Origin of the sequence: Halomonas ventosae (assembly GCF_004363555.1) — a bacterium.
Lineage (GTDB): Bacteria > Pseudomonadota > Gammaproteobacteria > Pseudomonadales > Halomonadaceae > Halomonas > Halomonas ventosae.
Genome location: NZ_SNZJ01000020.1, coordinates 40,394 through 62,976 on the forward strand (window position 1 = coordinate 40,394; position 22,583 = coordinate 62,976).

Below are 22,583 nucleotides of genomic sequence, written 5' to 3' on the forward strand. Positions count from 1 at the left end.
GAGGACGCCATGGAACTGACCCCCAGAGACAAGGACAAGCTGCTGCTCTTCTCGGCAGCCCAGCTGGCCGAACGACGCCGTGCTCGTGGCCTCAAGCTCAACTATCCCGAGGCGGTGGCACTGATCAGCTTCGAGATTCTGGAAGGTGCCCGGGATGGACGCAGTGTCGCCGACCTGATGAGCTTCGGCCGCGAGATCCTGACGCGTGATGATGTCATGGAGGGGGTCGCCGAGTTGGTCGACGAGGTCCAGGTGGAAGCGACTTTCCCCGACGGCACCAAGCTCGTCACCGTTCACGAGCCCATCGTGTGAGGAGCGCACCATGATTCCCGGTGAATATCAGTTAAAGGATGGTGAGATCGAACTCTGCGCGGGGCGCGAGCGGGTTACCGTCAATGTGGCCAATACCGGCGACCGCCCTATCCAGATCGGCTCTCACTACCATTTCGCCGAGGCCAATCCGGCGCTGGTCTTCGATCGCGCCAAGGCGCTTGGCCATCGCCTGGATGTGGCCGCCGGCACCGCGATCCGCTTCGAGCCGGGACAGACCCGGGAGGTGACGCTGATCCCCTATGTCGGGCGGCGGCACATCTATGGCTTTCGCGGCGCCGTGATGGGCAGCCTTGAGGGAGCGTCACGATGAAGATTTCGCGGCAGGCCTATGCCGACATGTATGGCCCCACGACGGGCGACCGGGTTCGCCTCGGCGACACCGAGCTGTGGATCGAGGTGGAGCGCGACGCCACCCACTACGGCGATGAGGTGAAGTTCGGTGGTGGCAAGGTGATTCGCGATGGCATGGGACAGAGCCAGCGCCATGACGAGGCGGTCATGGATACCGTGATCACCAATGCCCTGATCCTCGACTGGTGGGGGATCGTCAAGGCCGATGTGGGACTCAAGGGAGGGCGGATCGCGGCCATCGGCAAGGCCGGCAACCCCGACACCCAGCCCGACGTGGAGATCGTCAGCGGGCCCGGCACCGAGATCATCGCCGGGGAGGGCAGGATCCTCACTGCAGGGGGCATCGATGCGCATATCCACTTCATCTGCCCGCAGCAGGTCGAGGAAGCGCTGATGAGTGGCGTGACCACCATGTTGGGGGGCGGCACCGGCCCGGCGACAGGCTCCAATGCCACCACCTGCACGCCCGGGGAGTGGCACCTGGGCAAGATGCTCCAGGCCGTCGACGACATGCCGATGAACATAGGCCTGCTCGGCAAGGGCAATGCCAGCCTGCCCGAGGCGCTGGAGGCCCAGCTCGAGGCCGGGGCCATGGGGCTCAAGCTCCACGAGGACTGGGGGACCACGCCGGCCTCCATCGACAACTGCCTGACCGTTGCCGACGCCTACGACGTCCAGGTGGCGGTCCACACCGATACCCTCAACGAGTCGGGCTTCGTGGAGGATACCCTGGCGGCCTTCAAGGAGCGCTGCATCCATACCTACCACACCGAGGGCGCCGGCGGAGGCCATGCGCCGGATATCATCACGGCCTGTTCGAAGGCGTATGTGCTGCCCTCGTCGACCAATCCGACGCGACCTTATACCGTTAACACCATCGATGAGCATCTCGACATGCTGATGGTCTGTCACCACCTCGACCCGAGGATTCCCGAGGATGTGGCCTTCGCCGACTCGCGCATCCGCCGCGAGACCATCGCCGCCGAGGATATCCTCCACGACATGGGGGTGATCTCGATGATCGCCTCGGACTCCCAGGCGATGGGCCGCGTTGGCGAGGTGGTGTGCCGCACCTGGCAGACCGCCCACAAGATGAAGGTGCAGCGTGGCCTGCTGCCCGAGGACGAGGCCCTGGGGGCCGACAACCTCCGGGCCCGGCGCTATATCGCCAAGTACACCATCAATCCGGCCATCACCCACGGGATCAGCCATGAGGTGGGGTCCATCGAGGTGGGCAAGCTGGCCGACCTGGTGCTCTGGAAGCCGGCCTTCTTCGGCACCAAGCCCGCCATGATCATCAAGGGCGGAATGATCGCCGCCGCGCCCATGGGCGACCCCAACGCCTCGATCCCCACGCCCCAGCCGGTCCACTACCGCACCATGTTCGGCGCCTTCGGCCGTGCCGCGAGCCAGACGCGCCTGACCTTCGTCAGCCAGGCAGCGCTGGCGGCTGGCATCGGGGAGCGGCTGGGGCTGCGCAGCACGCTCAGCGCCTGCCGCAATGTCAGGCAGGTCAGGAAGGGCGACATGAAGCTCAACGCGGCTTGTCCCGAGCTCTCCGTGGACCCTCAGACCTACGAGGTGCATGCCGACGGCGAGCTGCTGACCTGCGAGCCGGCAACAGAGCTGCCCCTGGCGCAGCGCTACCACCTGTTCTGATGACCATAGTGAAGAGGACGCCCATGCATGAGAGCCAGCCTGTCGGCGCGAAACCTCGCGTGGCCGCTGGTGACCCGGACGAAGCGACGCGGGCGATCTTCAGGGATGAAGATCGAGGAAAGCCGGCACAGGGATGTGCCGTCTTTCCGACCGCGGGAGTCCGTCAGGGGCGCCAGGGTTTCGGACACGTGGTGTTGAGCGAAGACAGGACTGGCTCGTCTCGAGACAACAGAGGGGCGATTGTTCAATGCTGAAACTGACAGAAAGACTGGGCCCCATCGCGGCGGACCAGGCCACCGACACCCTGACCCTGCCCTACGAGCGGCGCGTTCTGGGCCGCCTCAAGGCGACGAGTGATGCCGGGTCCCCCCTTGGCCTGTTCCTGGATCGAGGCCCGGTGTTGCGTGATGGCGAGGGGCTGCGCGCCGAAAGCGGCGAGGTGGTGCGCATTCGTGCCGCCGTGGAGCCGGTGGTCACCGCCCGCATTGCCGCCGGGCTGCCCCTGGCGCGTCTTGCCTACCACCTGGGCAACCGGCACGTGCAGCTGGCGCTGGGCGAGGACGAGGACGAGGAGGGTGGCTGGGTGCGCTTCCCGCCAGACCATGTGCTCGAGGAGCTGGCCACCTTGCTTGGCGCGACCTTGGTGCACCATGAGGGTCCCTTCGACCCGGAACCGGGCGCCTACCAGCAGCCGGGTGGTCACGCCCACGGTCATGGTCACCACCATGCTCACGACCATGAACAGCATCATGCCCACTGAGTCCGCCATGAAGCCCACGACGGCGGACCACGGAGAGGATCTGGCGCTGCTGGGGTTGCTGCAGCTGGTCAGCCCGGCCCTGCCCATTGGCGCCTTCGCCTTCTCCCAGGGGCTGGAGAGCGCCTTCGAGCTGGGCTGGGTGACCGACGAGGCCACCCTGGGCGAGTGGCTCGAGGGGGTGCTGGAGGATGGCCTGACTCGCTGCGAACTGCCGGCGCTGGCGCGACTTCAGGTCGCCTGGGCCAAGGGCGATGACGCCGGGTTGGCCGAGTGGGACGCCTGGCTCGCCGCCAACCGCGAGACCGCCGAACTCGCCGCCGAGGACAGCCGGCTGGGCGCGTCGCTCACGCGTCTCCTGGAGAGCCTGGAGCTGCTCCCACCTGGCCCTTCGAGAGAGTCGCCGGCACTGCCCGCCGGGGCCGGCTACGTGACCGTCTTCGCCTGGATGGCCCATTCCCGGGGTGTCCCCGTACGCCAGGCGCTGCTGGGCTTTGCCTGGGCCTGGCTGGAAAACCAGCTGGCCGTCGCCTGCAAGGCGCTGCCGCTCGGTCATACCGCTGCCCAGCGCCTGGTAGAGCGGCTGCGCCCGGCACTGGTGGCCGCTGTGGACGAGGCGCTGATGCTCGAGGATGACGCACTCGGCCCGGCGTTGCCCGGCCTGGCCCTGGCCAGCGCGCTGCACGAGACACAATATTCGCGGTTGTTCAGAAGCTAGCACCTGAAAAGGTCGGGCGATCACTGGCGAATCCACCTCGCGCGGCCGCTGGCACTCCGGCCGAAGCGACGTGGTCGATCTTCAGGGAAGAAGATCGAGGAAAGCCGGCACAGGGATGTGCCGTCTTTCCGACCGCGGGAGTCCGGCCGGGGTGCCAGGGTTTCGGACGTGTGGCGTGGTGAGTCCAGTGAGTCGCCCGTGCCGACAGGATAACGACGAAAGAGTGCAAGAGGAGAAACGACATGACACATTGCCTGCGTGTTGGCGTCGGAGGCCCGGTGGGCTCCGGCAAGACGGCGCTGCTCAAGCAGCTCTGCCGGGCCCTGCGCGACCACTACGATATCGCCGTGGTGACCAACGATATCTACACCCGCGAGGACGCCAATTTCCTGCTCAAGCACGAGGCGCTCCCCGCGGATCGTATCCTGGGGGTGGAGACGGGGGGCTGTCCGCATACCGCCATCCGCGAGGACGCCTCCATGAACCTGGCGGCCATCGACGAGCTGCAGGCGCGCCATCCAGGCCTGGAACTGGTGCTGGTGGAATCCGGCGGCGACAACCTCTCCGCCACCTTCAGCCCCGAGCTCTCCGACCTGACCCTCTACGTGATCGACGTCTCCGCCGGCGACAAGATCCCGCGCAAGGGCGGCCCCGGCATCACCAAGTCGGACCTGCTGATCATCAACAAGATCGATATCGCCGAGCAGGTCCACGCCTCGCTGGAGGTGATGGAGCGTGATTCCCGCAAGATGCGCGGTGAGCGTCCCTTCGTGTTCACCAACCTCTACGAGGGTGTCGGGCTGGAGGAGATCATCCGCTTCATCCTCGACCGGGGCATGTTGCCGGAGCGCCGGCCACCTGCGCCCCTTACCGATTTCGCCACCGCCTGACTTCATCCATGCTTCGCCTGATCCGGGAGACACTCCATGAATACTCGACTCTCTTTCCTCACCCGTGCCGGCCTCTCGGCAGCCGCCATGCTGCCGGCCACGGCGGTCCTGGCGCACTCGGGCCATGGTGCCCCCTCGGTGCACGCTCACACCGGCAGCCCGTCGATGCTGGTGGTGCTCGGGATCGTGACTTTAGGCGTGGCGTCCCTGGCGGGGCTGGCACGCCTGATCCTGCGTCGCCATCGGCTGCGCCGCCAGGGCTGAACTGCCCCTAAGTCGGTATGACGTGCAACTGGCCTCGGCCGGGTGCACTGCTTTTTGCCTCCTCTGTCGCTATGCTGGCCGTTGACGTCACCGAGACGTTGGCATGAACGAAGAGGGTGGCATGGACGGCAGGCAGTTACCGGGGCAGGGGAGGCGGCGAATGTGGCCATGGGTGGTGATGGCGTTGCTGGTGGCCTGGGTCGCCATGGGCGCCTGGCAGCGCTACAAGCCGTTGCCCGAGGGCGTGTCCCGGGCCTTCCCGGAACGCACCGTCACCGAGGTCCGCTTTCTCGCCGACGAGACCTGGTATAGCCCCGCGGGCGAGCGCCACACCCGGCGGCAGATCTTCGACGAGGTGCTGGCGATGATCGGCCAGGCCCGGCGCCTGGTGGTGCTGGACATGTTCCTGTTCAATGACTTCGCCGGGGCCGCCGACGGCCAGGCGTTCCGACCGCTGTCGGCGGAGGTCACCGATGCGCTGATCGAGCAGAAGCGCCGTCATCCCGACCTGGCGGCGGTGGTGATCACCGACCCGCTCAACACCCTCTACGGGGGGCTCGAGCTCGATCATCTCCAGGCCCTGCGCGATGCCGGTGTCCGGGTGGTGATCACCGACCTCAATCGCCTGCGGGCCTCCAACCCGCTCTGGTCAGGCGGCTGGCACCTGGGCCCGCGATGGCTCGGCAACGGCAGCGATGGGGGCTGGCTGCCCAACGCCCTGGGGCCGGGACGGGTGCCGCTGCGCAGCTACCTGGCGCTGCTCAACTTCAATGCCAACCATCGCAAGACCCTGGTGGTGGACCATGGCGATGGCTGGGCGGGGCTGGTCACCTCCGCCAATCCCCACGATGCCAGCAGCCTGCATGGCAACGTCGCGTTGCGATTCGAGGGAGCGGCGGCGCTGGACCTGCTGGCCTCCGAACGCCCGGTGGCGGGCTGGTCGGGCGTGAGCCTGGCCGGACCGGCGCCACCCGACGATGAGAACGCGCCGTCCGGGAAGGCGAGGCTGCAGGTGCTGACCGAGGGCGCCATCCGCGATGCATTGCTGGCGGCCATCGAGGCCAGCAACGAGGGCGATCGGCTGGACATCGCCGTCTTCTATCTGGCCCACCGCGAGGTGATCGCCGCGCTGGTGGCGGCCAAGGGGCGTGGGGTGGCGCTTCGCGTGCTGCTCGATCCCAACCGCGACGCCTTCGGGCTGGAGAAGGGCGGCATCCCCAACCGTCCCGTGGCCCGTGAGCTCCACGAGGCCGGCATCCCGCTGCGCTGGTGTGCCAGCCAGGGCGAGCAGTGCCACAGCAAGCTGCTGCTGAGACGGCCCGCCGAGACCGGCGGAGAGGCCGAGGTGATCCTCGGCTCGGCCAACTTCACCCGGCGCAACCTGGATGACCTGAACCTGGAGACCAGCGTGCGCCTGGCGGGGCCCGTCGAGACGCCGGCCCTGCTCAATGCCGCGGCCTTCTTCGAGCGCCGCTGGCAGAATACGACACAGCGGATCACCAGCGAGCCCTTCGAGGCCTTCGATGACACCTCGGTCTGGCAACGACTGCGCTATCGGGTCATGGAGGCGACGGGGCTTTCGACCTTCTGACGGCTGAAGGGCCTTTCACGTTCTGACGGCTGAAGGCTCTCCACCTTCTGAACGTGGATCGACTAGTCGACGTGCGTCACGGCCTGGCGGCGGGGATCGACATGCCAGGCCAGGCCGAGCCGCGCATTACGCTCCAGTTCGGCGATCACCTGGGCCCCCAGCAGCAGGATGATGGCGCCCACCTCCAGGCTCAGCAGCACCACCACCAGGGTCGCCAGGGAGCCGTATACCGCGTTCACCAGCGAGATGTTGGCAAAATAGAAGACCAGCAGCAGGCGCACCCCTTCCCATAGCAGGGCGGCGACGAACCCCCCCACCACGGCGCGACGCAGGGCGATCGTCACCACCGGCAGGAACTTGTAGATGGCGCTGAACAGCAGGAAGACGCCGAGGAAACTGGTCAGGTTGAGCATCGGCTCGGAGAGGCTAGCCAGCGGGAGTTGGCGCTCGAACAGGGCCAGCCACAGGGCATTCATCGAGCTGACCAGGCTGACCAGTAGGGTCAGGGCCAGCAGGCCCGCCCCCAGCACCAGCATGAAGCCATAGGGCAGCAGCACCGAGACCCAGACACTGCGCCTGGGAAGGTGCGTATCCGGGGCGTGGAAGATGATCGCCAGGGCGTCCTCGAGCATGCGAAAGGCGAAGGAGCTGAACAGCAGCAGCACCGGAAAACCCAGGATGCCGATCACGTCCCGGGAGTCGAGGAGGGTGCGTACCGCATCGAGCAGGATCTCTGCGTGCGCCGGTGCCAGGTGGCGCGCCTGGATGGTGAGCACCTCGAGCAGGTGCTGCTGGTCGGCCACACCGGCCAGCAGCACCACCATCAGCGAGAACAGTGGCACGATGGAGAGCAGGATGTTGTAGCCTACGCCACCGGCCAGCAGGATGCCACGGTTGCGCAGGAAGGCACACAGCACGCGCCACAGGAAGTGCAGAATGCGCGGCAGCAGCGTAAAGATCAGGCGTCGGTAGCGAACGGGCGGTGATGTCATCGGGGCTGCCGTGCGAGAGTGCTTGCGTCATCATAGGCGTATCCGGCCTTGCCCCGTCAAACCCCGATACCGGCGCCCTCACTCGACGGTCCTGAACACACAAGGAGAGAACCATGGATCCGGATTCCCGGCCCGCGCGCAAGACGAGACGCAGTGAGCTCGAGCGCCACTTCGAGGCCTTCCTCTGGAGCTCCCGCCTGATGGTCCTGATGGCCGTGATACCGGCCCTGCTGGGGGCGCTGGTGCTGTTCATCATCGCCAGTCTGGATATCCTCTCGGTACTGGCCGATACCTGGCGCCACTACACGGGCGGCGGCCCCGACATCCACAAGAGCGTCGTGACCGATATCATCGTCGCCGTGGATATCTACCTGATCGCCCTGGTGCTGATGATCTTCGGCCTGGGGGTCTACAAGCTCTTCGTCTCGCGCATCGAGCCCGCCGAGGGACGCGATCCCCAGCATCCCTTCAACGTCAGCTCCCTCGACCAGCTCAAGGACAAGATCGCCCGGGTGGTGATCCTGGCCGTGATCATCGAGTTCTTCCGGGCCGTGGTGGGCATCAGCTTCGACACGCCGCGGGATGCCATCTATCTGGCGCTGTCGGTGCTGGCCCTGGCGCTCGCCCTCTACCTGATGGCGCTGGCACATAAGCAGGAGTGATGCCGGCCTTCTGTGCATACTGTGTCGGCTCAGCGCAGACCCTGGCGGACTGATACCGCTGTCTGGAGATGAGTGTGTGGCCTGCACCAGCAAACAGCAGGGTTGTCCCGTCACTGCTGCTCACTACACTTGAAATTGGCCAGAGGCCAGGAGTCGGGCGGATTTGCCCGCCTATGCATAGGCATCAGCAAGGAGAGCAACGTGCGAAACATCATCTACATCATCGGCCTTATCGTGGTGGTGCTATTCATCCTGTCCATGCTGGGACTGCGTTGATCCACGCCCCCATCCTTAGTGGCAGGCCTGAAGGCTCTGTCCCCGCTGAACGAATTCAGGCGAATCAATCCACGACGAGCATGCCCTCGACGAGGGCATGCAGTTCCTGCTGGAACTGTCCGCCAGGAGACGGCGGCCGGGGATCTGCCGTGATCGCGACGGTGAGTCCTCGGTCTGGGATCACGTAGAGCGCCTGTCCGCCGAAGCCACGCCCGTAGTAGGTTCGTTCCCCGGAAAGCTTGGTGATGAACCAGCCGTAGCCATAGCCGTCGCCGGTCCAGGGCGAGGTGCCGCGTGACTGCCAGGAGGTTTCGACCCAGCCCTTCGGTAACACCCGTGTGCCGTCGGAAATGCCGTCGTTGCGATAGAGTTCACCGATCTGGATCAGTGCCAGAGGCGAGAGCTGCATGTTGTTGCCGCCGAAATAGATGCCTTGAGGGTCGCGTGGCCAGGCGGGAACAGCGATAGCCAGCGGCTTGCCCAGCAGCCGTCTTGCCAGCGCCAGGGTGCTTTCGCCGCTGGCCTGGGTCAGCGCCGCCGAGAGCAGGTGGCTCGAGCCCGTGGAGTAGAGCATTCGTCCGCCCGGCTCATCGACGAAGGGACGCGACAGGGCATTTCGCACCCAATCGGGGCTGGCCACCCAGGCAGCGTAGTTGCTGCCTGAGGTGCGTTCGAGTCCGGCCTGCAGCGACAGCAGGTGCCCGACGGTGATCTCCCGGACGCGTGGGTCGGCACCGGCCGGCACCCTGTCGCCGAGCAGATCCACGATCGGCTGGTCGGCGGAGTCGATCACGCCTTGCTCGATGGCGGCGCCGACCAGCGCCGCCAGCACCGTCTTGGACAGCGACTTGATGTTGGTCGGCCGGTCGACTCCGGGCCCACCATAGGCGCGTTCGAAGCGAATCTCACCCCGCTCGGACACCACCACGGCATGCAGGCGGTCGATACGCGAGGCCTGGGCGTCGAGGCGCTCCAGGCTGGTCTGACCGAGGGGCGGGTGTGACGTCTCGCCGGCTTGCGCATGGCATGGCGCTGCAGCAGCCAGCATAATGAGCAGCCCCAACAGGGGGCGAAGGGGATTCAAGAGGCGCAGGTTCGGCATCGGGACTCCTTGTCGGCCTTACGTGGAACCGACATTCGAGGCGTCAGTGCCATCAGGGTTCCATCTTTCTTCCATTGCCAGCGAGGCAGCATGGCCAAGTTCGAAACGATCGGCACCGCCACCATTCCGGGGCAGGGCAGTGAGCTGAGGCTCCTGAAGCGCAACGACGAGTTCTCCATCCGCATCGCCGGCAAGGCCGGCGAACTGATGAACACCCGCCTGCACGGCTCGGAGGATGCCCTGGCGGAGCTGGCCTGCCAGCGGGTCGCCGACCGCCCGGGTGCCCGAGTGCTGGTCGGGGGGCTGGGCATGGGCTTCACCCTGGCCGCGGCGCTCAAGGCGCTGGGCGAGGATGCCGAGGTCGTCGTCGCCGAGCTGGTGCCGGGGGTGGTGGAGTGGAACCGGGGGCCTCTGGGAGAGGCCGCCGGTCGCCCCCTCGACGACCCGCGCACTCGTGTCAGTCTCGGCGACGTCGGCGAACTGTTGCGCCGTGAGCCGGGCGGCTTCGATGCCATCATGCTCGACGTGGACAATGGCCCCGAGGGGCTGACCCGCCGCGAGAACGACTGGCTCTACTCGCCGCGAGGGCTTGCCGCGGCCCAGCAGGCGCTGCGTCCCGACGGGGTGCTGGCGGTCTGGTCGGCCGGCCAGGACCCGGCCTTCACCGAGCGGTTGCGCCGTGTCGGCCTGCTGGTCGAGGAAGTGACGGTGCGTGCCCATCGCCCCGGCAAGGGGGCCAAGCACCGGATCTGGCTGGCCAGCTGACGCATATCGTGCCCGATGTCGGTCGGGCCCACTTTCCACGACGAGGCAGACAGCATGCTGGAACTCTCCCGCCAGGTGAGCATTCCCGACCACGAGATCGAGATGCAGGCCGTGCGCGCCCAGGGGGCCGGCGGACAGAACGTCAACAAGGTCGCCACCGCCATCCATCTGCGCTTCGATATCCAGGCATCGAGCCTGCCCGAAGGCTTCAAGGAAAAATTGCTGGCGCTGGGCGACCAGCGCATCACTCGCGACGGGGTGGTGATCATCAAGGCCCAGAGCCATCGCACCCAGGAGCGCAATCGCGCCGAGGCCCTGGCGCGGTTGAAGGCGCTGATCAAGAGCGTCATGTACGCTCCGAAGAAGCGCATCGCGACCCGCCCCAGCAAGGGTGCCAAGCAGCGCCGCCTGGACAGCAAGAAGAAACGCGGCCGGCACAAGGCGTTGCGCGGCAAGGTTGAGACCTGACGTTGATAGGCGCCACGGAGGTCAGGTGGCGACGTCTGACCGGACGTGTATGCTGGAAGTCGTGACCATGACGGCCGGCTGACGATGGCCGGTGACATTCAACCACGCAGGGGGATCTGCCAATGGCCGATTCGTCGATGAGTGAGCTGTTCAAGGACAACCGCGTCAAGGCCCTGGCGGCCGTGGCGGTGGTTGCCATCATCTGGGCCCTGTTTGCCCAGTCCAGCGTCAGTTCCAGTAACGAGGCCCGCGAGTCGCTGCAGACGCGACTCGAGAACGTCCAGGCCGAGAACGAGTCCCTGTCCGGTCGCGTCGAGGAGCTCCAGAGTGCCGCCGGCAACGTCGATGACCTGGAGGAGCGCCGCGGCGAGCTAGAGGAGCAGCAGCAGGCCGCAGAGTCCGAGCTTGCGAGTACCGAGGAGCAGGTGGCAGCCGCCCGCACCGAGCTGGAGGAAGCCCAGGCTTCGGTGGAGGCGGTGCAGGCCGACCTGGAAGCCCGCCAGGGTGAGCTGGTGGAAGCCGAAGAGGCTCTCGCTACCGCCCAGGAGGAGCGCCAGCAGGTCGCCCAGGCCCGTGACGAGGCCCAGGCCTCGCGTCAGGAGGCCGAGGAGGCCCGTCAGGCCGCCGAAGAGGCTCGCCAGCAAGCCGAGGAGGCCCGCCAGCAGGCCGAGCAGGAGCGCAGCGACGCCGTTGCCGCCCGCGATGAGGCCCGTGCCGAGCTCGAGGGCCTGCAGGAAGAGATCGCCACGGCAGAGCAGAACCTCACCGGCATCAACGAGGAGATCGCGGCCCGGCAGGAGGAGCGCGATGCCCTCCAGCAGGAGCTCAGCGAGCTCGAGGCCAGCCGCAGTGAGGCGAGCGAGGCGCTTGAGGCGACCCGCGGTGAGCTGGAAGAGGCCAGGTCACAGGTCGATCAGGCTCGCGAGACGTTCAAGGACCTCGAGGTCGCCATCAAGGTCGGCCGTGAGGAGGTCGCCGAGATCGAGTCCCAGGTCGAGTCCCGCCAGTCCCAGCTCGAGCGCCTGGAAGGCCAGCTCGAGACCTGGCGCAACGAGCTGTCCCGTCTCGAGGAGAGTGTGCAGGCCGGAGAGCAGGGCGACGCTGCCACTCAGCAGCAGTCCGATAGCCAGGAAGATGACAACGGCGGAGCTGACCAGCCGGAAAGTGAGGCCGAGGAAGAGGAAGAAGGTAATAACGGCTGATCCCTTTCCCGGACGGTCCAGCATGCATGACGGCGAGCCAAGGGCTCGCCGTCATGCGTTCAAGCATTGCATGGCAGGGCGACCCGCCGGGTATACTGACCCTTCATGCCGCTTGCGTGGCAACCCCAACAGCAGAAGGAGCGAGTCGTGATCGAAGGGGTCAAGCATATCGTCGCCGTGGCATCCGGCAAGGGCGGGGTGGGCAAGTCCACCGTGACCGTCAACCTGGCACTGGCCATGGCCGCCGAAAGCTATCGGGTGGGCATCCTGGATGCCGACATCTATGGCCCCAGCCAGGCCCAGATGCTCGGGGTGGGCGAGGGCGTGCGGCCTGAGTCCGCCGGCGAGAACCGCTTCAAGCCGCTCGAGGCCCATGGCATCCAGGCCATGTCCATGGCCTTCCTGGTCGACATCCGTGAGCCCATGGTCTGGCGTGGCCCCATGGTCGCCGGTGCCTTCCAGCAGATGCTGACCCAGACCGTCTGGGACGATCTGGACTACCTGTTCATCGACATGCCGCCGGGTACCGGCGACATCCAGTTGACCCTGGCCCAGAAGGTGCCGGTGGACGGCGCGGTGATCGTCACCACGCCCCAGGACATTGCCCTGCTGGACGCACGCAAGGGCATCGAGATGTTCCGCAAGGTCAACGTGCCGGTGCTCGGGGTCGTGGAGAACATGAGCCTGCACATCTGCTCCAACTGCGGCCACAGCGAGCCGATCTTCGGCGAGGGCGGGGGCGAGCGCATTGCCCAGGAGTACGAGACCCAGGTGCTCGGTTGCCTGCCCCTGACCCTGTCGATCCGCGAGCAGGTGGATGGCGGGCGGCCCACCGTGGTGGCCGAACCCGAAGGCGAGGTGACGGCCACGTTCCGCGACATGGCGCGCCAGGTCGCGGAGCAGATCCGCGGGCAGGGTGCCGAGGGGCCGGAGATCTCGTTCAGCGAGTGACAAGGCTCACGCCGTGACCTTCCCCGCCGGGGCCGCTATGATGTGGCCCCGGTTTTCTTTCCCTGGTTTCCCCAGACACAGTTCAGGACGTTTCGATGAGCATCAAAGCCGACAAGTGGATACGCCGCATGGCCGAGCGGGAAGGCATGATCGAGCCCTTCGAGCCCGACCAGGTACGCTACGAGAACGAGCGGCGGGTGATCTCCTATGGGACGTCCAGTTACGGCTACGACGTACGCTGTGCCGACGAGTTCAAGGTGTTCACCAACATCCACTCCGCGGTGGTGGACCCCAAGGGCTTCGACGAGAAGAGCTTCGTCGACATCAAGGGCGATGTCTGCGTGATTCCTCCCAACTCCTTCGCCCTGGCGCGCACCGTGGAGTACTTCCGCATTCCGCGCAGCGTGCTGACCATCTGCCTGGGCAAGTCGACCTATGCCCGCTGCGGCATCATCGTCAACGTCACCCCGCTGGAACCCGAGTGGGAAGGGCACGTGACCCTGGAATTCTCCAATACCACCAACCTGCCGGCGCGCATCTACGCCAACGAGGGCGTGGCACAGATGCTGTTCCTGGAGTCCGACGAGGTCTGCGAGACGTCTTACAAGGACCGTGGTGGCAAGTACATGGGGCAGCGTGGCGTGACCCTGCCGAGGACGTAAGGGCCTCCGGCCAGCTTCAAGCGACAAGGTACAAGTGACAAGAAAGCCCCACCGGTGAAAACCTGCGGGGCGTTTGGTGGTGCTGGACGCCTTTCTACTTTTTCTTTCTACTTGGCCGCTTGGCCGCTTGGCCGCTTGGCCGCTTGGCCGCTTGGCCGCTTGGCAGCTTGGCAGCTTGGCAGCTTGGCAGCTGTCAGTCCTCGTCCAGCTCCTCGGCGGCATCGGCATGGGAGAGCCGCATGCCGGTAGGCGGCAGGGCGACGCCGTCCATGGTGGCGCTGTCGCCCTTCAGCTGCAGGCGTCCCTCCAGGAACCAGCGCACGGCGATTGGATAGATCAGGTGCTCCCGGGCCTGCACCTTGGCCTGGAGGCTCTCTTCCGAGTCATCCTCGGCGACGGCCACCTCGGCCTGGAGGGCGACCGGCCCGCCATCCAGCTCCTCGGTGACGAAGTGAACGCTGCAGCCGTGTGCGGCCACGCCATCGGCCAGCGCGCGGGCATGGGTATGCAGGCCCTGGTAGTCGGGGAGGAGCGAGGGGTGGATGTTGAGCATCCGCCCGAGGAAGCGGTTGACGAATCGCGGGGTGAGAATGCGCATGAAGCCGGCCAGCACGATCAGGTCGGGCTCGTGGCGTTCGATGACCTTGATCAGGGCGCCATCGTAGGCGTCGCGGCTGTCGTACTCGCGATGCGGCAGGGCGACGGCATCGATGCCGGCATCCCTGGCACGCTTGAGTCCGTAGGCATCCGGCTGATTGGAGATCACCGCGACGATCTCGCCGCCGAGTTCGTCATGGCTCTGGGCGTCGATCAGCGCCTGGAGGTTGCTGCCGCTGCCGGAGATCAGCACCACCACCCGACGCGCCTCGCTGGCTTCGGGGGTGAAGGTATTCAGGGTATCGCTCTGGTAGTCGGTCCCGCTCATGCCCTCAGGTTCTCCAGCTGGACCTGCTCCTCGGCGTCGCCCCGTGTGGTGACCTCGCCGATGCGGTGGACCGTCTCGCCCTGGGCCTGCAGGTGGGCACGGGCCTGGTCGGCCTTCTCCGCCGGGACCACGATCACCATGCCGATGCCGCAGTTGAGCACCCGGTGCATCTCCTGCTCCTCGACGTTGCCCTGCTGCTGGAGCCAGTCGAACACGGCTGGACGCGTCCAGCTGGACGCATCGATGCGTGCCGCCAGGGTCTCGGGCAGCACGCGGGGGATATTCTCGGTGAGGCCGCCACCGGTGATATGCGACAGGGCATGCACCGGGATGTCGGTCTCCTTGAGCAGGGAGAGCAGCGGCTTGACATAGATGCGCGTGGGCGCGAGAAGGGCCTCGCCCAGCGGCCGGCCGTCGATGGCGGTGTCCAGCGAGGCGTCGCTGACCTCCAGGATCTTGCGGATCAGCGAGTAGCCGTTGGAGTGGGGGCCGGAGGAGGCCAGGCCGAGCAGCACGTCCCCCTCGCCGACCTTCTTGCCGTCGAGGATCTCGGACTTTTCCACCACGCCGACGCAGAAGCCGGCGAGGTCGTAGTCGCTGCCCTCGTACATGCCGGGCATCTCGGCGGTTTCGCCGCCTACCAGGGCGCATCCGGCCTGCTCGCAGCCCTCGCCGATACCGGTCACCACGTCGGCGGCGATATCCACGTCCAGCTTGCCCGTGGCATAGTAGTCGAGGAAAAACAGGGGCTCCGCGCCTGCCACGACCAGGTCGTTGACGCACATGGCCACCAGATCGATACCGATGGTGTCATGGCGACCGAGATCCATGGCCAGGCGCAGCTTGGTGCCGACGCCGTCGGTGCCGGAAACCAGCACCGGTTCCCGGTAGCCGGCCGGCAGCTCGCAAAGGGCGCCGAAACCGCCCAGGCCGCCCATCACCTCGGGGCGGGTAGTGCGTTTGGCGACGCCCTTGATGCGGTCGACCAGGGCATTGCCGGCATCGATATCGACACCGGCGTCCTTGTAGCTGAGCGATGCCCCGGTCGGGCGATGGGTGGAATCGGTCATGTCGCTTCCTGTATGAGAATGGCGGTCGCGATGCCTGTCGCAGGGCGACGCGCAACGGTCAGGTTCGGGGAACGAATTGTAGCATCACGGCGCGCGGCTGGCAGCCCGCCGGCCGCGCCGACACAGGGAGGAAGCGATGCGCAGGCAGTGGTGGGTGGTGGCCGCAGTGGCGGCAGTGGGATTATGGTTCCTGGTCAGTATCGAGCCGGTGCTGATGCCCTTCTTCGTCAGCATGATCCTGGCCTATCTGGGCGACCCCCTGGCCGACCGCCTCGAGGCGCACGGTCTCTCACGGCGCCTGGCCGTCTCGCTGGTCTTCCTGCTGCTTTCGCTTGCCATCGTGCTCACCCTGCTGCTGGTGGTGCCGATACTGGGCCGGCAGCTCGGCCAGCTGATCGAGTCGCTGCCGGCGGTGCTCAACTGGATCCAGCAGACCGTGGTGCCGCGCATCCAGTCGCTCACCGGCCTGGATCTCTCCACCGACATCGACCAGATGCGCCAGGCGGTCGTTGACAACTGGAAGGAGACCGGGACCTTCGCCGCTAGCCTGCTGGCTCAGGCCTCGCGCTCCGGTCTGGCGCTTGTCGCCTGGATCGGCAACCTGGCGTTGATCCCCGTCGTCACCTTCTACCTGCTGCTGGACTGGGACATCCTGGTCGCCAAGCTGCGCGGCTCGCTGCCGCGCAGCTGGGAGCCCGCCGCGGTGCGACTCGCCGGGGAGTGCGACGAGGTGCTGTCCTCCTTCCTGCGTGGCCAGCTGATCGTCATGCTCTGCCTGGGGGTGATCTACGCGGTGGGGCTGACCTTGCTCGGCGTGCGCTTCGGCCTGCTGATCGGCATGCTCGCGGGCCTGGCCAGCATCGTGCCTTACCTCGGGGTGATCGTGGGCATTTCCGTGGCCGGCGTGGTGGCGTTCTTCCAGTTCGGCGACTGGTTGATCCTGCTCGGCGTCGCGGCGGTGTTCGGTTTCGGCCAGCTGGTCGAGAGCGTGATCCTCCAGCCCAAGCTGCTCGGCGACAAGATCGGCCTGCATCCGGTGGCGGTGATCTTCGCCGTGCTGGCCGGTGGGCAGCTGTTCGGCTTCACCGGCGTGCTGCTGGCTCTGCCGGTGGCTGCCGTGGTGATGGTGGTGTTGCGTTATCTCCACGAGCACTATAAAAACAGCACTCTATATGACGCCGGACGTCAACGTACCCAGGACGAGGAGTCGCCATGAGTCGAGCACCCGCGCAGTTGCCGCTGGGCGTGGGGCTGCGCGACGACGCCACCTTCGCCAACTTCCACCCCGGGCCCAATGCGACCCTGGTCGACCGGCTCGTGCACCAGCTCGACGACGGCGGCGAGCCCTTCCTCTATGTCTGGGGGGCTTCCGGCACCGGGCGCAGCCACTTGCTGCAGGCCGCCTGCCATGCGGCCTCCGACCGGGATCGCCGGGCGCTCTACCTGCCCCTGGCGGAGCTTGGCCATTTCCCGCCGCTGATGCTCGAGGAGATCGAGCGCCTCGACCTGGTGGCGATCGATGACCTCGAGCGCGTGGTGGGGCGCAAGCGCTGGGAGGAGGCGCTGTTCCACGCCTTCAACCGCCTGCGGGATGCCGGCAAGCGCCTGGTGATCGCCGCCGAGGCGCCGCCACGCCAGTTGCCGGTCAAGCTCCCCGACCTGTCCTCGCGGCTCACCTGGGGCATGACCTTCCACCTGCAGGGGCTCGATGATGCCGGGCGCCTGGCGGCGCTGCAGCTGCGGGCGCGGGGGCGTGGCATGCAGTTGCCGGACGAGGTGGCCCGCTACATCCTGCATCGCGGACCGCGCCGCCTGGATGCGCTCTTCGAGACCCTGGAGGCCCTGGATCGCGCCTCGCTTTCCGCCCAGCGCAAGCTGACCATTCCCTTCGTCAAGCAGGCGCTGGGCTGGTGACGGGTGCCGGGAGGGCGACATTCGCTCTTCGATATGCCGCCAAGGGTTCTCCAGTCGCCGAGATGAGTGGCGCTTGCCCTAGCCCGCCCCCTGGCAAAGCTGCTCGGCCGTGAAGCGGTAGGAGTAGAGGACGTCCTTCTGCAGGAAGCCGTAGCGCGTCAGCGTCTGCTGCCACTCCCCGTTGCGTTTCTCTTCCTTCAATTCCTCGTTCACCGCGTCCCTCAGGTCCCCGGCATCCAGGGGGAAGGCGAAGCCGCCGAAATAGCGCACCTCGCGACCCTCGATCACCGGGTCGGTGAAGTTGAACTCGGCCTCCACCTGCGGGCTCGCCTGCTCCAGGGACGCGACCGTCATGCCGGTGGCAGCGAAGGCATCGGCCTGACCGCGGATGATGGCGTCGACGGCCTCCGGGAGGCGTTCCACGGTGACGATCCGCGCCGGATCGACCCCCAGGGCCTCGAACATCTCTTGGGTGACCGTGCCCTCCTGGACCGCGACGCGAATGGTGTCCGGGCGTCTGACGAAGTCTTCGTAGGCCCGTATGCGGTTGGGGTTGGAGGCCAGCACCAATAGTCCCTCGCCATAGGAGGTGTTGGGGTCCGAGAAGAGCACACGGGTGCAGCGTTTGGGCAGGATGGCCATCTCCGCCGCGGCCATGTCGAAGCGACCGACTTCGAGCCCCGGGATGAGGTTCTTGAATTCCGTCTCCACCCATTCGATCTCCTCGATGCCGAGATCCTCCAGAATGCGCTGAGCGACCTCCGGGCCGACCCCCAGCGCCTTACCCTCCTCGTTCAGGTAGCCATAGGGCTTCTCGTTGGCCACGGCGATGCGGATCACGCCGCGCTGCTGGATCTCCTCGAGGGTATCGGCCTGCAGTCCGGGAATGACGAGCAGGGTGGCGAGGGTGCCGGCCATCAGGGACGAGCTACCCAGGGAACGTGAGTTTGGTTTCATTGTTGTCAGCTCCGCGTTGCGTCGTTCCGACAGGCGGCGCTTCAGGGATCACCCGGGTATCGGCCATGGCGTCGAAGCCGCCGGGTCAGAGCGATGTGTGTTGGGCCATGATCCCTGGCGTCGGTGCCTCGACACTTCCTGGCCTCAGCTCCACCATTTCTTGATGGCGGCTCATTCAGCGTAGAAGTGACGTTGAAAGAGCGCGGAGAGCCGACGGCCTCTGTCGCAGATCTCGGACAACGTTTGTCGGCGATGTCTTACAGGTGGCGGACAGGACTCATGACGCCAATATCAGGAATCTCATCTGCTTAGCTCGACACTGCGCGACTGGCCGTTGCCCAGGCTGACCTGGCGGATGACCACCCGGGTCTCGCCGGTGGATGGGTCCTGTCCGCTGCCCGAGACATAGAACTCGCCGGCAGGCAGGCCATCGAGGCGGAAGTAGCCATTGGCGTCGGTGCGGGTGGTGTGGGTGTATGCGCGGGCCCTTGGGTCGGCAGGCTCCACGGCGCGGCCCGCCAGGGCCTGCTCCGCGGCCTCGGCGGAGTAGGTGGTCACCGGGGCCGCCGAGACGGGGCGATTGGCCACCGGGCGGCCACCCAGCAGCAGGCGTCCGCTGATCACCGCACTACCGCTCTTCTCCAGGGCGGCATACTCCTCGGCGGGGAAGGCGACCTGGCGGGCAACCCGGCCGGTGGTATCAGGGCGTTCGGTCTCTCGCGGCGCCTCCATGCCGCGCTCGATCACCTCGACGCGCTCGCGCTCCCCGGCGGGATAGCGCGGCTCGATGACCTGGCAGCCAGCCAGCGAAAGCCCCAGCAGGGCGGGAAGGATCCAACGTGTCATGTTCACTCTCCCGGAGGGTGGATGAGGCCCCGTGCCCGGTGAGCATAACGCAAAAGGGCCGCCGATCATCGATCGGCGGCCCTCCTGTACGATCAAGCAGGCGCCGGCAGGGCCGGCGCCGTCAGGCTTACTTGGCTGCCTTGGTGGCAGTCTCGGTGGCCTGCTTGACGTTGTCTTCGGTCAGCTTCTGGCTCTGCTGGACGAAGTCCTGCTGCAGGGAGACGACCTTCTCGGCGTCGCCCTTCAGGCGCTCGGTCAGGTCCTTGGCGACCTTCTGCTGGCCTTCCATGTAGGTGCGCAGGCCTTCGGCATCCTTCACGTTCATCAGGCTGCGCAGTTGCGCCAGGCCGGTGTCGGTGTAGGCCTTGCCGGCGTCCAGCTGGGCGTTGACCAGCTTCTCGGTGTAGTCCACGGACAGGGCAGCGTAGGCGCGTGCCGGGCCGAAGAACATGGATTCGAACTGTTCGGTGAACTGCTTGGTGTCGAAGTTTTGCATCGTGAGTCCCTCCCGGGGATTTCGGATCAATTCGAAGGCCGTGGCGGTCTGCCGATGCCTTCTGCGTCTCTGTTGCGATGCACAATAGCAGAGCGGTTTGTGCAGTGCAACATGCTTTTTTCGATGGACGTCGTCTCTTGCAAGGGCGTCTATTGGACACCATGTTGAGGGAAGCATCATCCATCCCGAACAGCAGGAGCCGGACATGAGCGACCATCGCATCGAGCGCGACAGCATGGGCGAGCTGGAGGTGCCGAGGGAGGCCCTCTACGGTGCCCAGACCCAGCGCGCCGTCAACAACTTCCCGGTCTCCGGTCAGCCGATGCCCACGGCCTTCATCCACGCCATCGCCCGGATCAAGCTGGCGGCGGCCCGAGTCAACCGCGAGCTGGGGCTTCTCGACGAGGCGCGCTCCCGCGAGATCGTCGCCGCCGCCGAGGCGATCCTCGCGGGGCACCTCGACGACCAGTTCCCGGTGGATGTCTTCCAGACCGGCTCAGGCACCTCCAGCAACATGAACGTCAACGAGGTGATCGCCAGGCGGGCGAGCCGCGACGGCGTGGAGGTCGGGGCCAACGACCACGTCAACATGGGGCAGTCGAGCAACGACGTGATTCCCACGGCGATCCACGTGTCCGCCGCGCTGGCGGTGACCAGCCAGCTGCGTCCGGCGCTCGAGCACCTGCGCCAGACCATCGACACGCGCGCCGCGGAACTCGATGACGTGGTCAAGACCGGGCGTACCCACCTGATGGACGCCATGCCGCTGCGCATGAGTCAGGAGCTGGGGGGCTGGTCCAGCCAGGTGGGGCAGGCCATCGAGCGCCTGGACAGCGCCCTGGTGCGGCTCTGTCGCCTCGCCCAGGGCGGCACGGCGGTGGGCACCGGCATCAATGCCCATCCCGAGTTCGCCGAGCGCATGGCACGTGATCTGAGCGAGCAGACGGGGCTGTCGTTCTCGCCCAACGACAGCTTCTTCGCGAGCCTCGCCTCCCAGGATGCCGCGGTGGAACTCTCCGGACAGCTCAGGGGCCTGGCGTGCGTGGTTATGAAGATTGCCAACGACCTGCGCTGGATGAACTCGGGGCCCCTGGCGGGGCTCGGCGAGATCGAGCTCGAGGCCCTGCAGCCCGGCAGCTCGATCATGCCCGGCAAGGTCAATCCGGTGATCCCCGAGTCGGCGGCCCAGGCGGCGGCCCAGGTGATCGGGCTCGATACGGCGGTGACGGTGGCCGGGCAGAGCGGCAACTTCCAGCTCAACGTCATGCTGCCGCTGGTGGCCAACAACCTGCTGACCTCGATCACCCTGATGACGAACACCAGCCGCCTGCTGGCCAATCGTGCCATCGCCACCTTCAAGGTGCGCCATGACAACCTCGAGGGGCCGCTCGCACGCAACCCCATCCTGGTCACGGCGCTGAACGCGGTGATCGGCTATGACGCCGCGGCGGCCATCGCCAAGCACGCCTACCAGGCGGGGCGGCCGATCATCGAGGTGGCCGAGGAGCAGACCGACCTGTCCCGCGCGGAGCTCGAGCGGCTCCTGGATCCCGCCTCCCTGACGCGAGGCGGCGTACCCGAGTAGCACTGACTCAGGCGCGCTCATTCCTGCTGGTCGCGCTCCTTGCCCTCCTCGATGGTCTCTCGGGCGTCGCGATGCTCTTCCCGGTCGGCCTCGGGTGTCTCGTGCTCGTCGGCGCGGGAAGGGCGGTAGCAGAGGGTGGCCAGCATCGGGAAGTGGTCCGAGCCGATGTGCGGCAGGCGCCGCATGGCCTTCAGGGTGAAGTGCTCGCTTACGAAGACATGGTCCAGGGGCCAGCGCAGCAGCGGATAGCTGGCGTGGAAGGTGCTGTACATGCCGCGCCCGCGTCGCGGGTCGAGCATGCCGCTCACCCGACAGAAGAGCCGGGTGGTGCGAGACCAGGCCACGTCGTTGAGGTCCCCGGCCACCAGGGTGGGCACCGGGTCCTCTTGGATCGCCTTGCCGACCAGCAGCAGCTCGGCATCCCGCCACAGCGACTCCTCGCTCTCGTTGGGCGCCGGCGGACGGGGATGCACGGCATGCAGGCGCACGACGTCGCCACGGGGCAGGGTGACGCCGGTATGGATCGAGGGAATATCGTCCTGGATCAGCCACTGGACCTCGGGGTCGACCAGCGGCCGCCGGGAATAGAGGTGCATGCCGTAGAGGTTGTCCAGCGGCACCCGCACCGCATGAGGCCACGCCTCGTTCAGCGCCTTGTCGAGCTGCGCCTGCCACCAGGCATCGGATTCCAGGGTCAGGACCAGGTCGGGCCGGTGCTCGTGGATCAACCGGGTGAGCGTCTCGGCGTTGCGGTTGGGGGTGAGCACGTTGGCGATCAGCAGCGTGACGCAGCGGTTATCCTGTCCCGGTTCGGCGCGCTTGACCTGCACCGGCCAGAACGGGGTCCAGGGCAGGATGCGTGCCAACTGCAGGGCGAGGGTGGCGAGGCTCGCCCCCAGTGCGATCCAGGACCAGGGTGGGCTGGCCAGCAGGGCAAGCAAGGCAGTCACCGCCGCCAGGGCGGCGAGCTGCAGGCGAGGAAACTCGCAGGCACGAATCCACCACCAGGTCAGCGGCGATCGCGCCACGAGCGTGACCGCCAGCAGCACGCTGGCAACCACCGCAAGCAGGATGGAAAACACGACATGACCTCCCTGTGGTCTCGGTGACGTCCTGCTCTCAGCCTACGCCAGACGTCACCGGTCGT

25 protein-coding genes are annotated in these 22,583 nt (G+C 66.8%); 17 read left to right on the forward strand and 8 right to left on the reverse strand.

Annotated elements, in window-relative coordinates; translation table 11 throughout:
- The first annotated feature begins 9 nt into the window (after positions 1-9).
- The 8 genes from DFP85_RS15385 to DFP85_RS15420 all read left to right on the forward strand — a co-directional run bounded on the left by DFP85_RS15385 (position 10) and on the right by DFP85_RS15420 (position 6,563).
- On the forward strand, positions 10-312 hold the full coding sequence (locus DFP85_RS15385; RefSeq protein WP_133637320.1) for an urease subunit gamma: 303 nt from the start codon (positions 10-12) through the stop codon (positions 310-312).
- A gap of 10 nt (positions 313-322) precedes the next feature.
- Positions 323-643 (forward strand): urease subunit beta, encoded by a 321-nt coding sequence (locus tag DFP85_RS15390; protein WP_133637321.1) that lies wholly within the window; start codon positions 323-325, stop codon positions 641-643.
- Complete coding sequence (gene ureC / locus DFP85_RS15395; RefSeq protein ID WP_133637322.1) at positions 640-2,343, forward strand: urease subunit alpha; 1,704 nt, start codon at positions 640-642, stop codon at positions 2,341-2,343. The genes DFP85_RS15390 and ureC overlap by 4 nt, the downstream gene beginning before the upstream one ends.
- Before the next feature lie 247 nt (positions 2,344-2,590).
- A complete protein-coding gene (gene ureE / locus DFP85_RS15400) occupies positions 2,591-3,103 on the forward strand; it encodes an urease accessory protein UreE (RefSeq protein WP_133637323.1) in 513 nt (170 codons plus the stop codon).
- Positions 3,093-3,818, forward strand: a complete 726-nt coding sequence (locus DFP85_RS15405; protein WP_208108525.1) for an urease accessory protein UreF — start codon at positions 3,093-3,095, stop codon at positions 3,816-3,818. The genes ureE and DFP85_RS15405 overlap by 11 nt, the downstream gene beginning before the upstream one ends.
- Before the next feature lie 242 nt (positions 3,819-4,060).
- A complete protein-coding gene (gene ureG / locus DFP85_RS15410) occupies positions 4,061-4,708 on the forward strand; it encodes an urease accessory protein UreG (RefSeq protein WP_133637325.1) in 648 nt (215 codons plus the stop codon).
- A gap of 36 nt (positions 4,709-4,744) precedes the next feature.
- A complete protein-coding gene (locus DFP85_RS15415; RefSeq protein WP_133637326.1) occupies positions 4,745-4,972 on the forward strand; it encodes a hypothetical protein in 228 nt (75 codons plus the stop codon).
- 160 nt (positions 4,973-5,132) lie between these two features.
- A complete protein-coding gene (locus tag DFP85_RS15420) occupies positions 5,133-6,563 on the forward strand; it encodes a phospholipase D family protein (protein ID WP_133637327.1) in 1,431 nt (476 codons plus the stop codon).
- Positions 6,564-6,625: 62 nt separating this feature from the next.
- Here DFP85_RS15420 and DFP85_RS15425 read toward each other — a convergent pair whose 3' ends face one another.
- Positions 6,626-7,555 (reverse strand): YihY/virulence factor BrkB family protein, encoded by a 930-nt coding sequence (locus DFP85_RS15425; RefSeq protein WP_133637328.1) that lies wholly within the window; start codon positions 7,553-7,555, stop codon positions 6,626-6,628.
- A 113-nt stretch (positions 7,556-7,668) separates the two neighbouring features.
- Between DFP85_RS15425 and DFP85_RS15430 the strand changes: the two genes are divergently transcribed.
- Positions 7,669-8,217 (forward strand): YqhA family protein, encoded by a 549-nt coding sequence (locus DFP85_RS15430; protein ID WP_133637329.1) that lies wholly within the window; start codon positions 7,669-7,671, stop codon positions 8,215-8,217.
- 340 nt (positions 8,218-8,557) lie between these two features.
- Here the strand turns inward: DFP85_RS15430 and DFP85_RS15440 are convergent, their stop codons facing one another.
- On the reverse strand, positions 8,558-9,595 hold the full coding sequence (locus tag DFP85_RS15440) for a serine hydrolase domain-containing protein (RefSeq protein ID WP_243737319.1): 1,038 nt from the start codon (positions 9,593-9,595) through the stop codon (positions 8,558-8,560).
- Between the two features lie 90 nt (positions 9,596-9,685).
- On the opposite strand from DFP85_RS15440, the gene DFP85_RS15445 reads away from it, so the two are divergent.
- The 5 genes from DFP85_RS15445 (at position 9,686) to dcd (ending at position 13,643) form a co-directional block, all read left to right on the forward strand.
- Positions 9,686-10,360: a spermidine synthase gene (locus tag DFP85_RS15445; RefSeq protein ID WP_133637331.1), complete on the forward strand. Its 675-nt coding sequence runs from the start codon at positions 9,686-9,688 to the stop codon at positions 10,358-10,360.
- Positions 10,361-10,414: 54 nt separating this feature from the next.
- The gene (gene arfB, locus DFP85_RS15450; protein ID WP_133637332.1) at positions 10,415-10,828 is read left to right on the forward strand and encodes an alternative ribosome rescue aminoacyl-tRNA hydrolase ArfB; all 414 of its coding nucleotides are present in this window, start codon (positions 10,415-10,417) and stop codon (positions 10,826-10,828) included.
- A gap of 122 nt (positions 10,829-10,950) precedes the next feature.
- Positions 10,951-12,030 carry a coiled-coil domain-containing protein gene (locus DFP85_RS19230; protein ID WP_133637333.1) on the forward strand — a complete coding sequence of 360 codons (1,080 nt, stop codon included), beginning with the start codon at positions 10,951-10,953 and terminating at the stop codon, positions 12,028-12,030.
- A 150-nt stretch (positions 12,031-12,180) separates the two neighbouring features.
- Positions 12,181-12,981, forward strand: a complete 801-nt coding sequence (gene apbC, locus DFP85_RS15460; RefSeq protein ID WP_243737321.1) for an iron-sulfur cluster carrier protein ApbC — start codon at positions 12,181-12,183, stop codon at positions 12,979-12,981.
- A gap of 95 nt (positions 12,982-13,076) precedes the next feature.
- Positions 13,077-13,643 carry a dCTP deaminase gene (gene dcd / locus DFP85_RS15465; RefSeq protein WP_133637335.1) on the forward strand — a complete coding sequence of 189 codons (567 nt, stop codon included), beginning with the start codon at positions 13,077-13,079 and terminating at the stop codon, positions 13,641-13,643.
- A 193-nt stretch (positions 13,644-13,836) separates the two neighbouring features.
- Here the strand turns inward: dcd and purN are convergent, their stop codons facing one another.
- Positions 13,837-14,568 carry a phosphoribosylglycinamide formyltransferase gene (purN, locus tag DFP85_RS15470; protein WP_133637336.1) on the reverse strand — a complete coding sequence of 244 codons (732 nt, stop codon included), beginning with the start codon at positions 14,566-14,568 and terminating at the stop codon, positions 13,837-13,839.
- Entirely contained in the window at positions 14,565-15,638 is a 1,074-nt protein-coding gene (gene purM / locus DFP85_RS15475) for a phosphoribosylformylglycinamidine cyclo-ligase (protein ID WP_133637337.1), read from the reverse strand. The genes purN and purM overlap by 4 nt, the downstream gene beginning before the upstream one ends.
- Positions 15,639-15,774: 136 nt before the next feature.
- Here purM and DFP85_RS15480 point away from each other — a divergent pair, with 136 nt between their 5' ends.
- A complete protein-coding gene (locus DFP85_RS15480; RefSeq protein ID WP_133637338.1) occupies positions 15,775-16,854 on the forward strand; it encodes an AI-2E family transporter in 1,080 nt (359 codons plus the stop codon).
- Positions 16,851-17,552 (forward strand): DnaA regulatory inactivator Hda, encoded by a 702-nt coding sequence (hda, locus tag DFP85_RS15485; RefSeq protein ID WP_133637339.1) that lies wholly within the window; start codon positions 16,851-16,853, stop codon positions 17,550-17,552. The genes DFP85_RS15480 and hda overlap by 4 nt, the downstream gene beginning before the upstream one ends.
- Before the next feature lie 78 nt (positions 17,553-17,630).
- Here the strand turns inward: hda and ehuB are convergent, their stop codons facing one another.
- From ehuB to DFP85_RS15500, 3 genes are all read right to left on the reverse strand, one after another.
- On the reverse strand, positions 17,631-18,509 hold the full coding sequence (gene ehuB / locus DFP85_RS15490; RefSeq protein WP_208108526.1) for an ectoine/hydroxyectoine ABC transporter substrate-binding protein EhuB: 879 nt from the start codon (positions 18,507-18,509) through the stop codon (positions 17,631-17,633).
- Positions 18,510-18,809: 300 nt separating this feature from the next.
- Positions 18,810-19,355 (reverse strand): hypothetical protein, encoded by a 546-nt coding sequence (locus DFP85_RS15495; RefSeq protein ID WP_133637340.1) that lies wholly within the window; start codon positions 19,353-19,355, stop codon positions 18,810-18,812.
- A gap of 127 nt (positions 19,356-19,482) precedes the next feature.
- Positions 19,483-19,851, reverse strand: coding sequence for a phasin family protein (locus DFP85_RS15500; RefSeq protein ID WP_133637341.1), 369 nt, complete (start codon positions 19,849-19,851; stop codon positions 19,483-19,485).
- Positions 19,852-20,056: 205 nt separating this feature from the next.
- On the opposite strand from DFP85_RS15500, the gene DFP85_RS15505 reads away from it, so the two are divergent.
- Entirely contained in the window at positions 20,057-21,436 is a 1,380-nt protein-coding gene (locus tag DFP85_RS15505) for a class II fumarate hydratase (protein ID WP_133637342.1), read from the forward strand.
- Between the two features lie 17 nt (positions 21,437-21,453).
- Here DFP85_RS15505 and DFP85_RS15510 read toward each other — a convergent pair whose 3' ends face one another.
- Positions 21,454-22,518, reverse strand: a complete 1,065-nt coding sequence (locus DFP85_RS15510; RefSeq protein WP_133637343.1) for an endonuclease/exonuclease/phosphatase family protein — start codon at positions 22,516-22,518, stop codon at positions 21,454-21,456.
- Positions 22,519-22,583: the final 65 nt, after the last annotated feature.

Bases quoted from the DNA above. Each gene is read 5' to 3' on its own strand.
- DFP85_RS15440 (WP_243737319.1), bottom strand. From the start codon at position 9,595: ATGCCGAACCTGCGCCTCTTGAATCCCCTTCGCCCCCTGTTGGGGCTG.
- DFP85_RS15430 (WP_133637329.1), top strand. From the start codon at position 7,669: ATGGATCCGGATTCCCGGCCCGCGCGCAAGACGAGACGCAGTGAGCTC.
- DFP85_RS15385 (WP_133637320.1), top strand. From the start codon at position 10: ATGGAACTGACCCCCAGAGACAAGGACAAGCTGCTGCTCTTCTCGGCA.
- DFP85_RS15390 (WP_133637321.1), top strand. From the start codon at position 323: ATGATTCCCGGTGAATATCAGTTAAAGGATGGTGAGATCGAACTCTGC.
- ureG (WP_133637325.1), top strand. From the start codon at position 4,061: ATGACACATTGCCTGCGTGTTGGCGTCGGAGGCCCGGTGGGCTCCGGC.
- arfB (WP_133637332.1), top strand. From the start codon at position 10,415: ATGCTGGAACTCTCCCGCCAGGTGAGCATTCCCGACCACGAGATCGAG.
- ureE (WP_133637323.1), top strand. From the start codon at position 2,591: ATGCTGAAACTGACAGAAAGACTGGGCCCCATCGCGGCGGACCAGGCC.
- DFP85_RS15420 (WP_133637327.1), top strand. From the start codon at position 5,133: ATGTGGCCATGGGTGGTGATGGCGTTGCTGGTGGCCTGGGTCGCCATG.
- DFP85_RS15445 (WP_133637331.1), top strand. From the start codon at position 9,686: ATGGCCAAGTTCGAAACGATCGGCACCGCCACCATTCCGGGGCAGGGC.
- dcd (WP_133637335.1), top strand. From the start codon at position 13,077: ATGAGCATCAAAGCCGACAAGTGGATACGCCGCATGGCCGAGCGGGAA.
- purN (WP_133637336.1), bottom strand. From the start codon at position 14,568: ATGAGCGGGACCGACTACCAGAGCGATACCCTGAATACCTTCACCCCC.
- DFP85_RS15480 (WP_133637338.1), top strand. From the start codon at position 15,775: ATGCGCAGGCAGTGGTGGGTGGTGGCCGCAGTGGCGGCAGTGGGATTA.
- ehuB (WP_208108526.1), bottom strand. From the start codon at position 18,509: ATGAAACCAAACTCACGTTCCCTGGGTAGCTCGTCCCTGATGGCCGGC.
- DFP85_RS15405 (WP_208108525.1), top strand. From the start codon at position 3,093: ATGCCCACTGAGTCCGCCATGAAGCCCACGACGGCGGACCACGGAGAG.
- DFP85_RS15415 (WP_133637326.1), top strand. From the start codon at position 4,745: ATGAATACTCGACTCTCTTTCCTCACCCGTGCCGGCCTCTCGGCAGCC.
- DFP85_RS19230 (WP_133637333.1), top strand. From the start codon at position 10,951: ATGGCCGATTCGTCGATGAGTGAGCTGTTCAAGGACAACCGCGTCAAG.
- DFP85_RS15500 (WP_133637341.1), bottom strand. From the start codon at position 19,851: ATGCAAAACTTCGACACCAAGCAGTTCACCGAACAGTTCGAATCCATG.
- DFP85_RS15425 (WP_133637328.1), bottom strand. From the start codon at position 7,555: ATGACATCACCGCCCGTTCGCTACCGACGCCTGATCTTTACGCTGCTG.
- DFP85_RS15495 (WP_133637340.1), bottom strand. From the start codon at position 19,355: ATGACACGTTGGATCCTTCCCGCCCTGCTGGGGCTTTCGCTGGCTGGC.
- DFP85_RS15505 (WP_133637342.1), top strand. From the start codon at position 20,057: ATGAGCGACCATCGCATCGAGCGCGACAGCATGGGCGAGCTGGAGGTG.
- purM (WP_133637337.1), bottom strand. From the start codon at position 15,638: ATGACCGATTCCACCCATCGCCCGACCGGGGCATCGCTCAGCTACAAG.
- hda (WP_133637339.1), top strand. From the start codon at position 16,851: ATGAGTCGAGCACCCGCGCAGTTGCCGCTGGGCGTGGGGCTGCGCGAC.
- ureC (WP_133637322.1), top strand. From the start codon at position 640: ATGAAGATTTCGCGGCAGGCCTATGCCGACATGTATGGCCCCACGACG.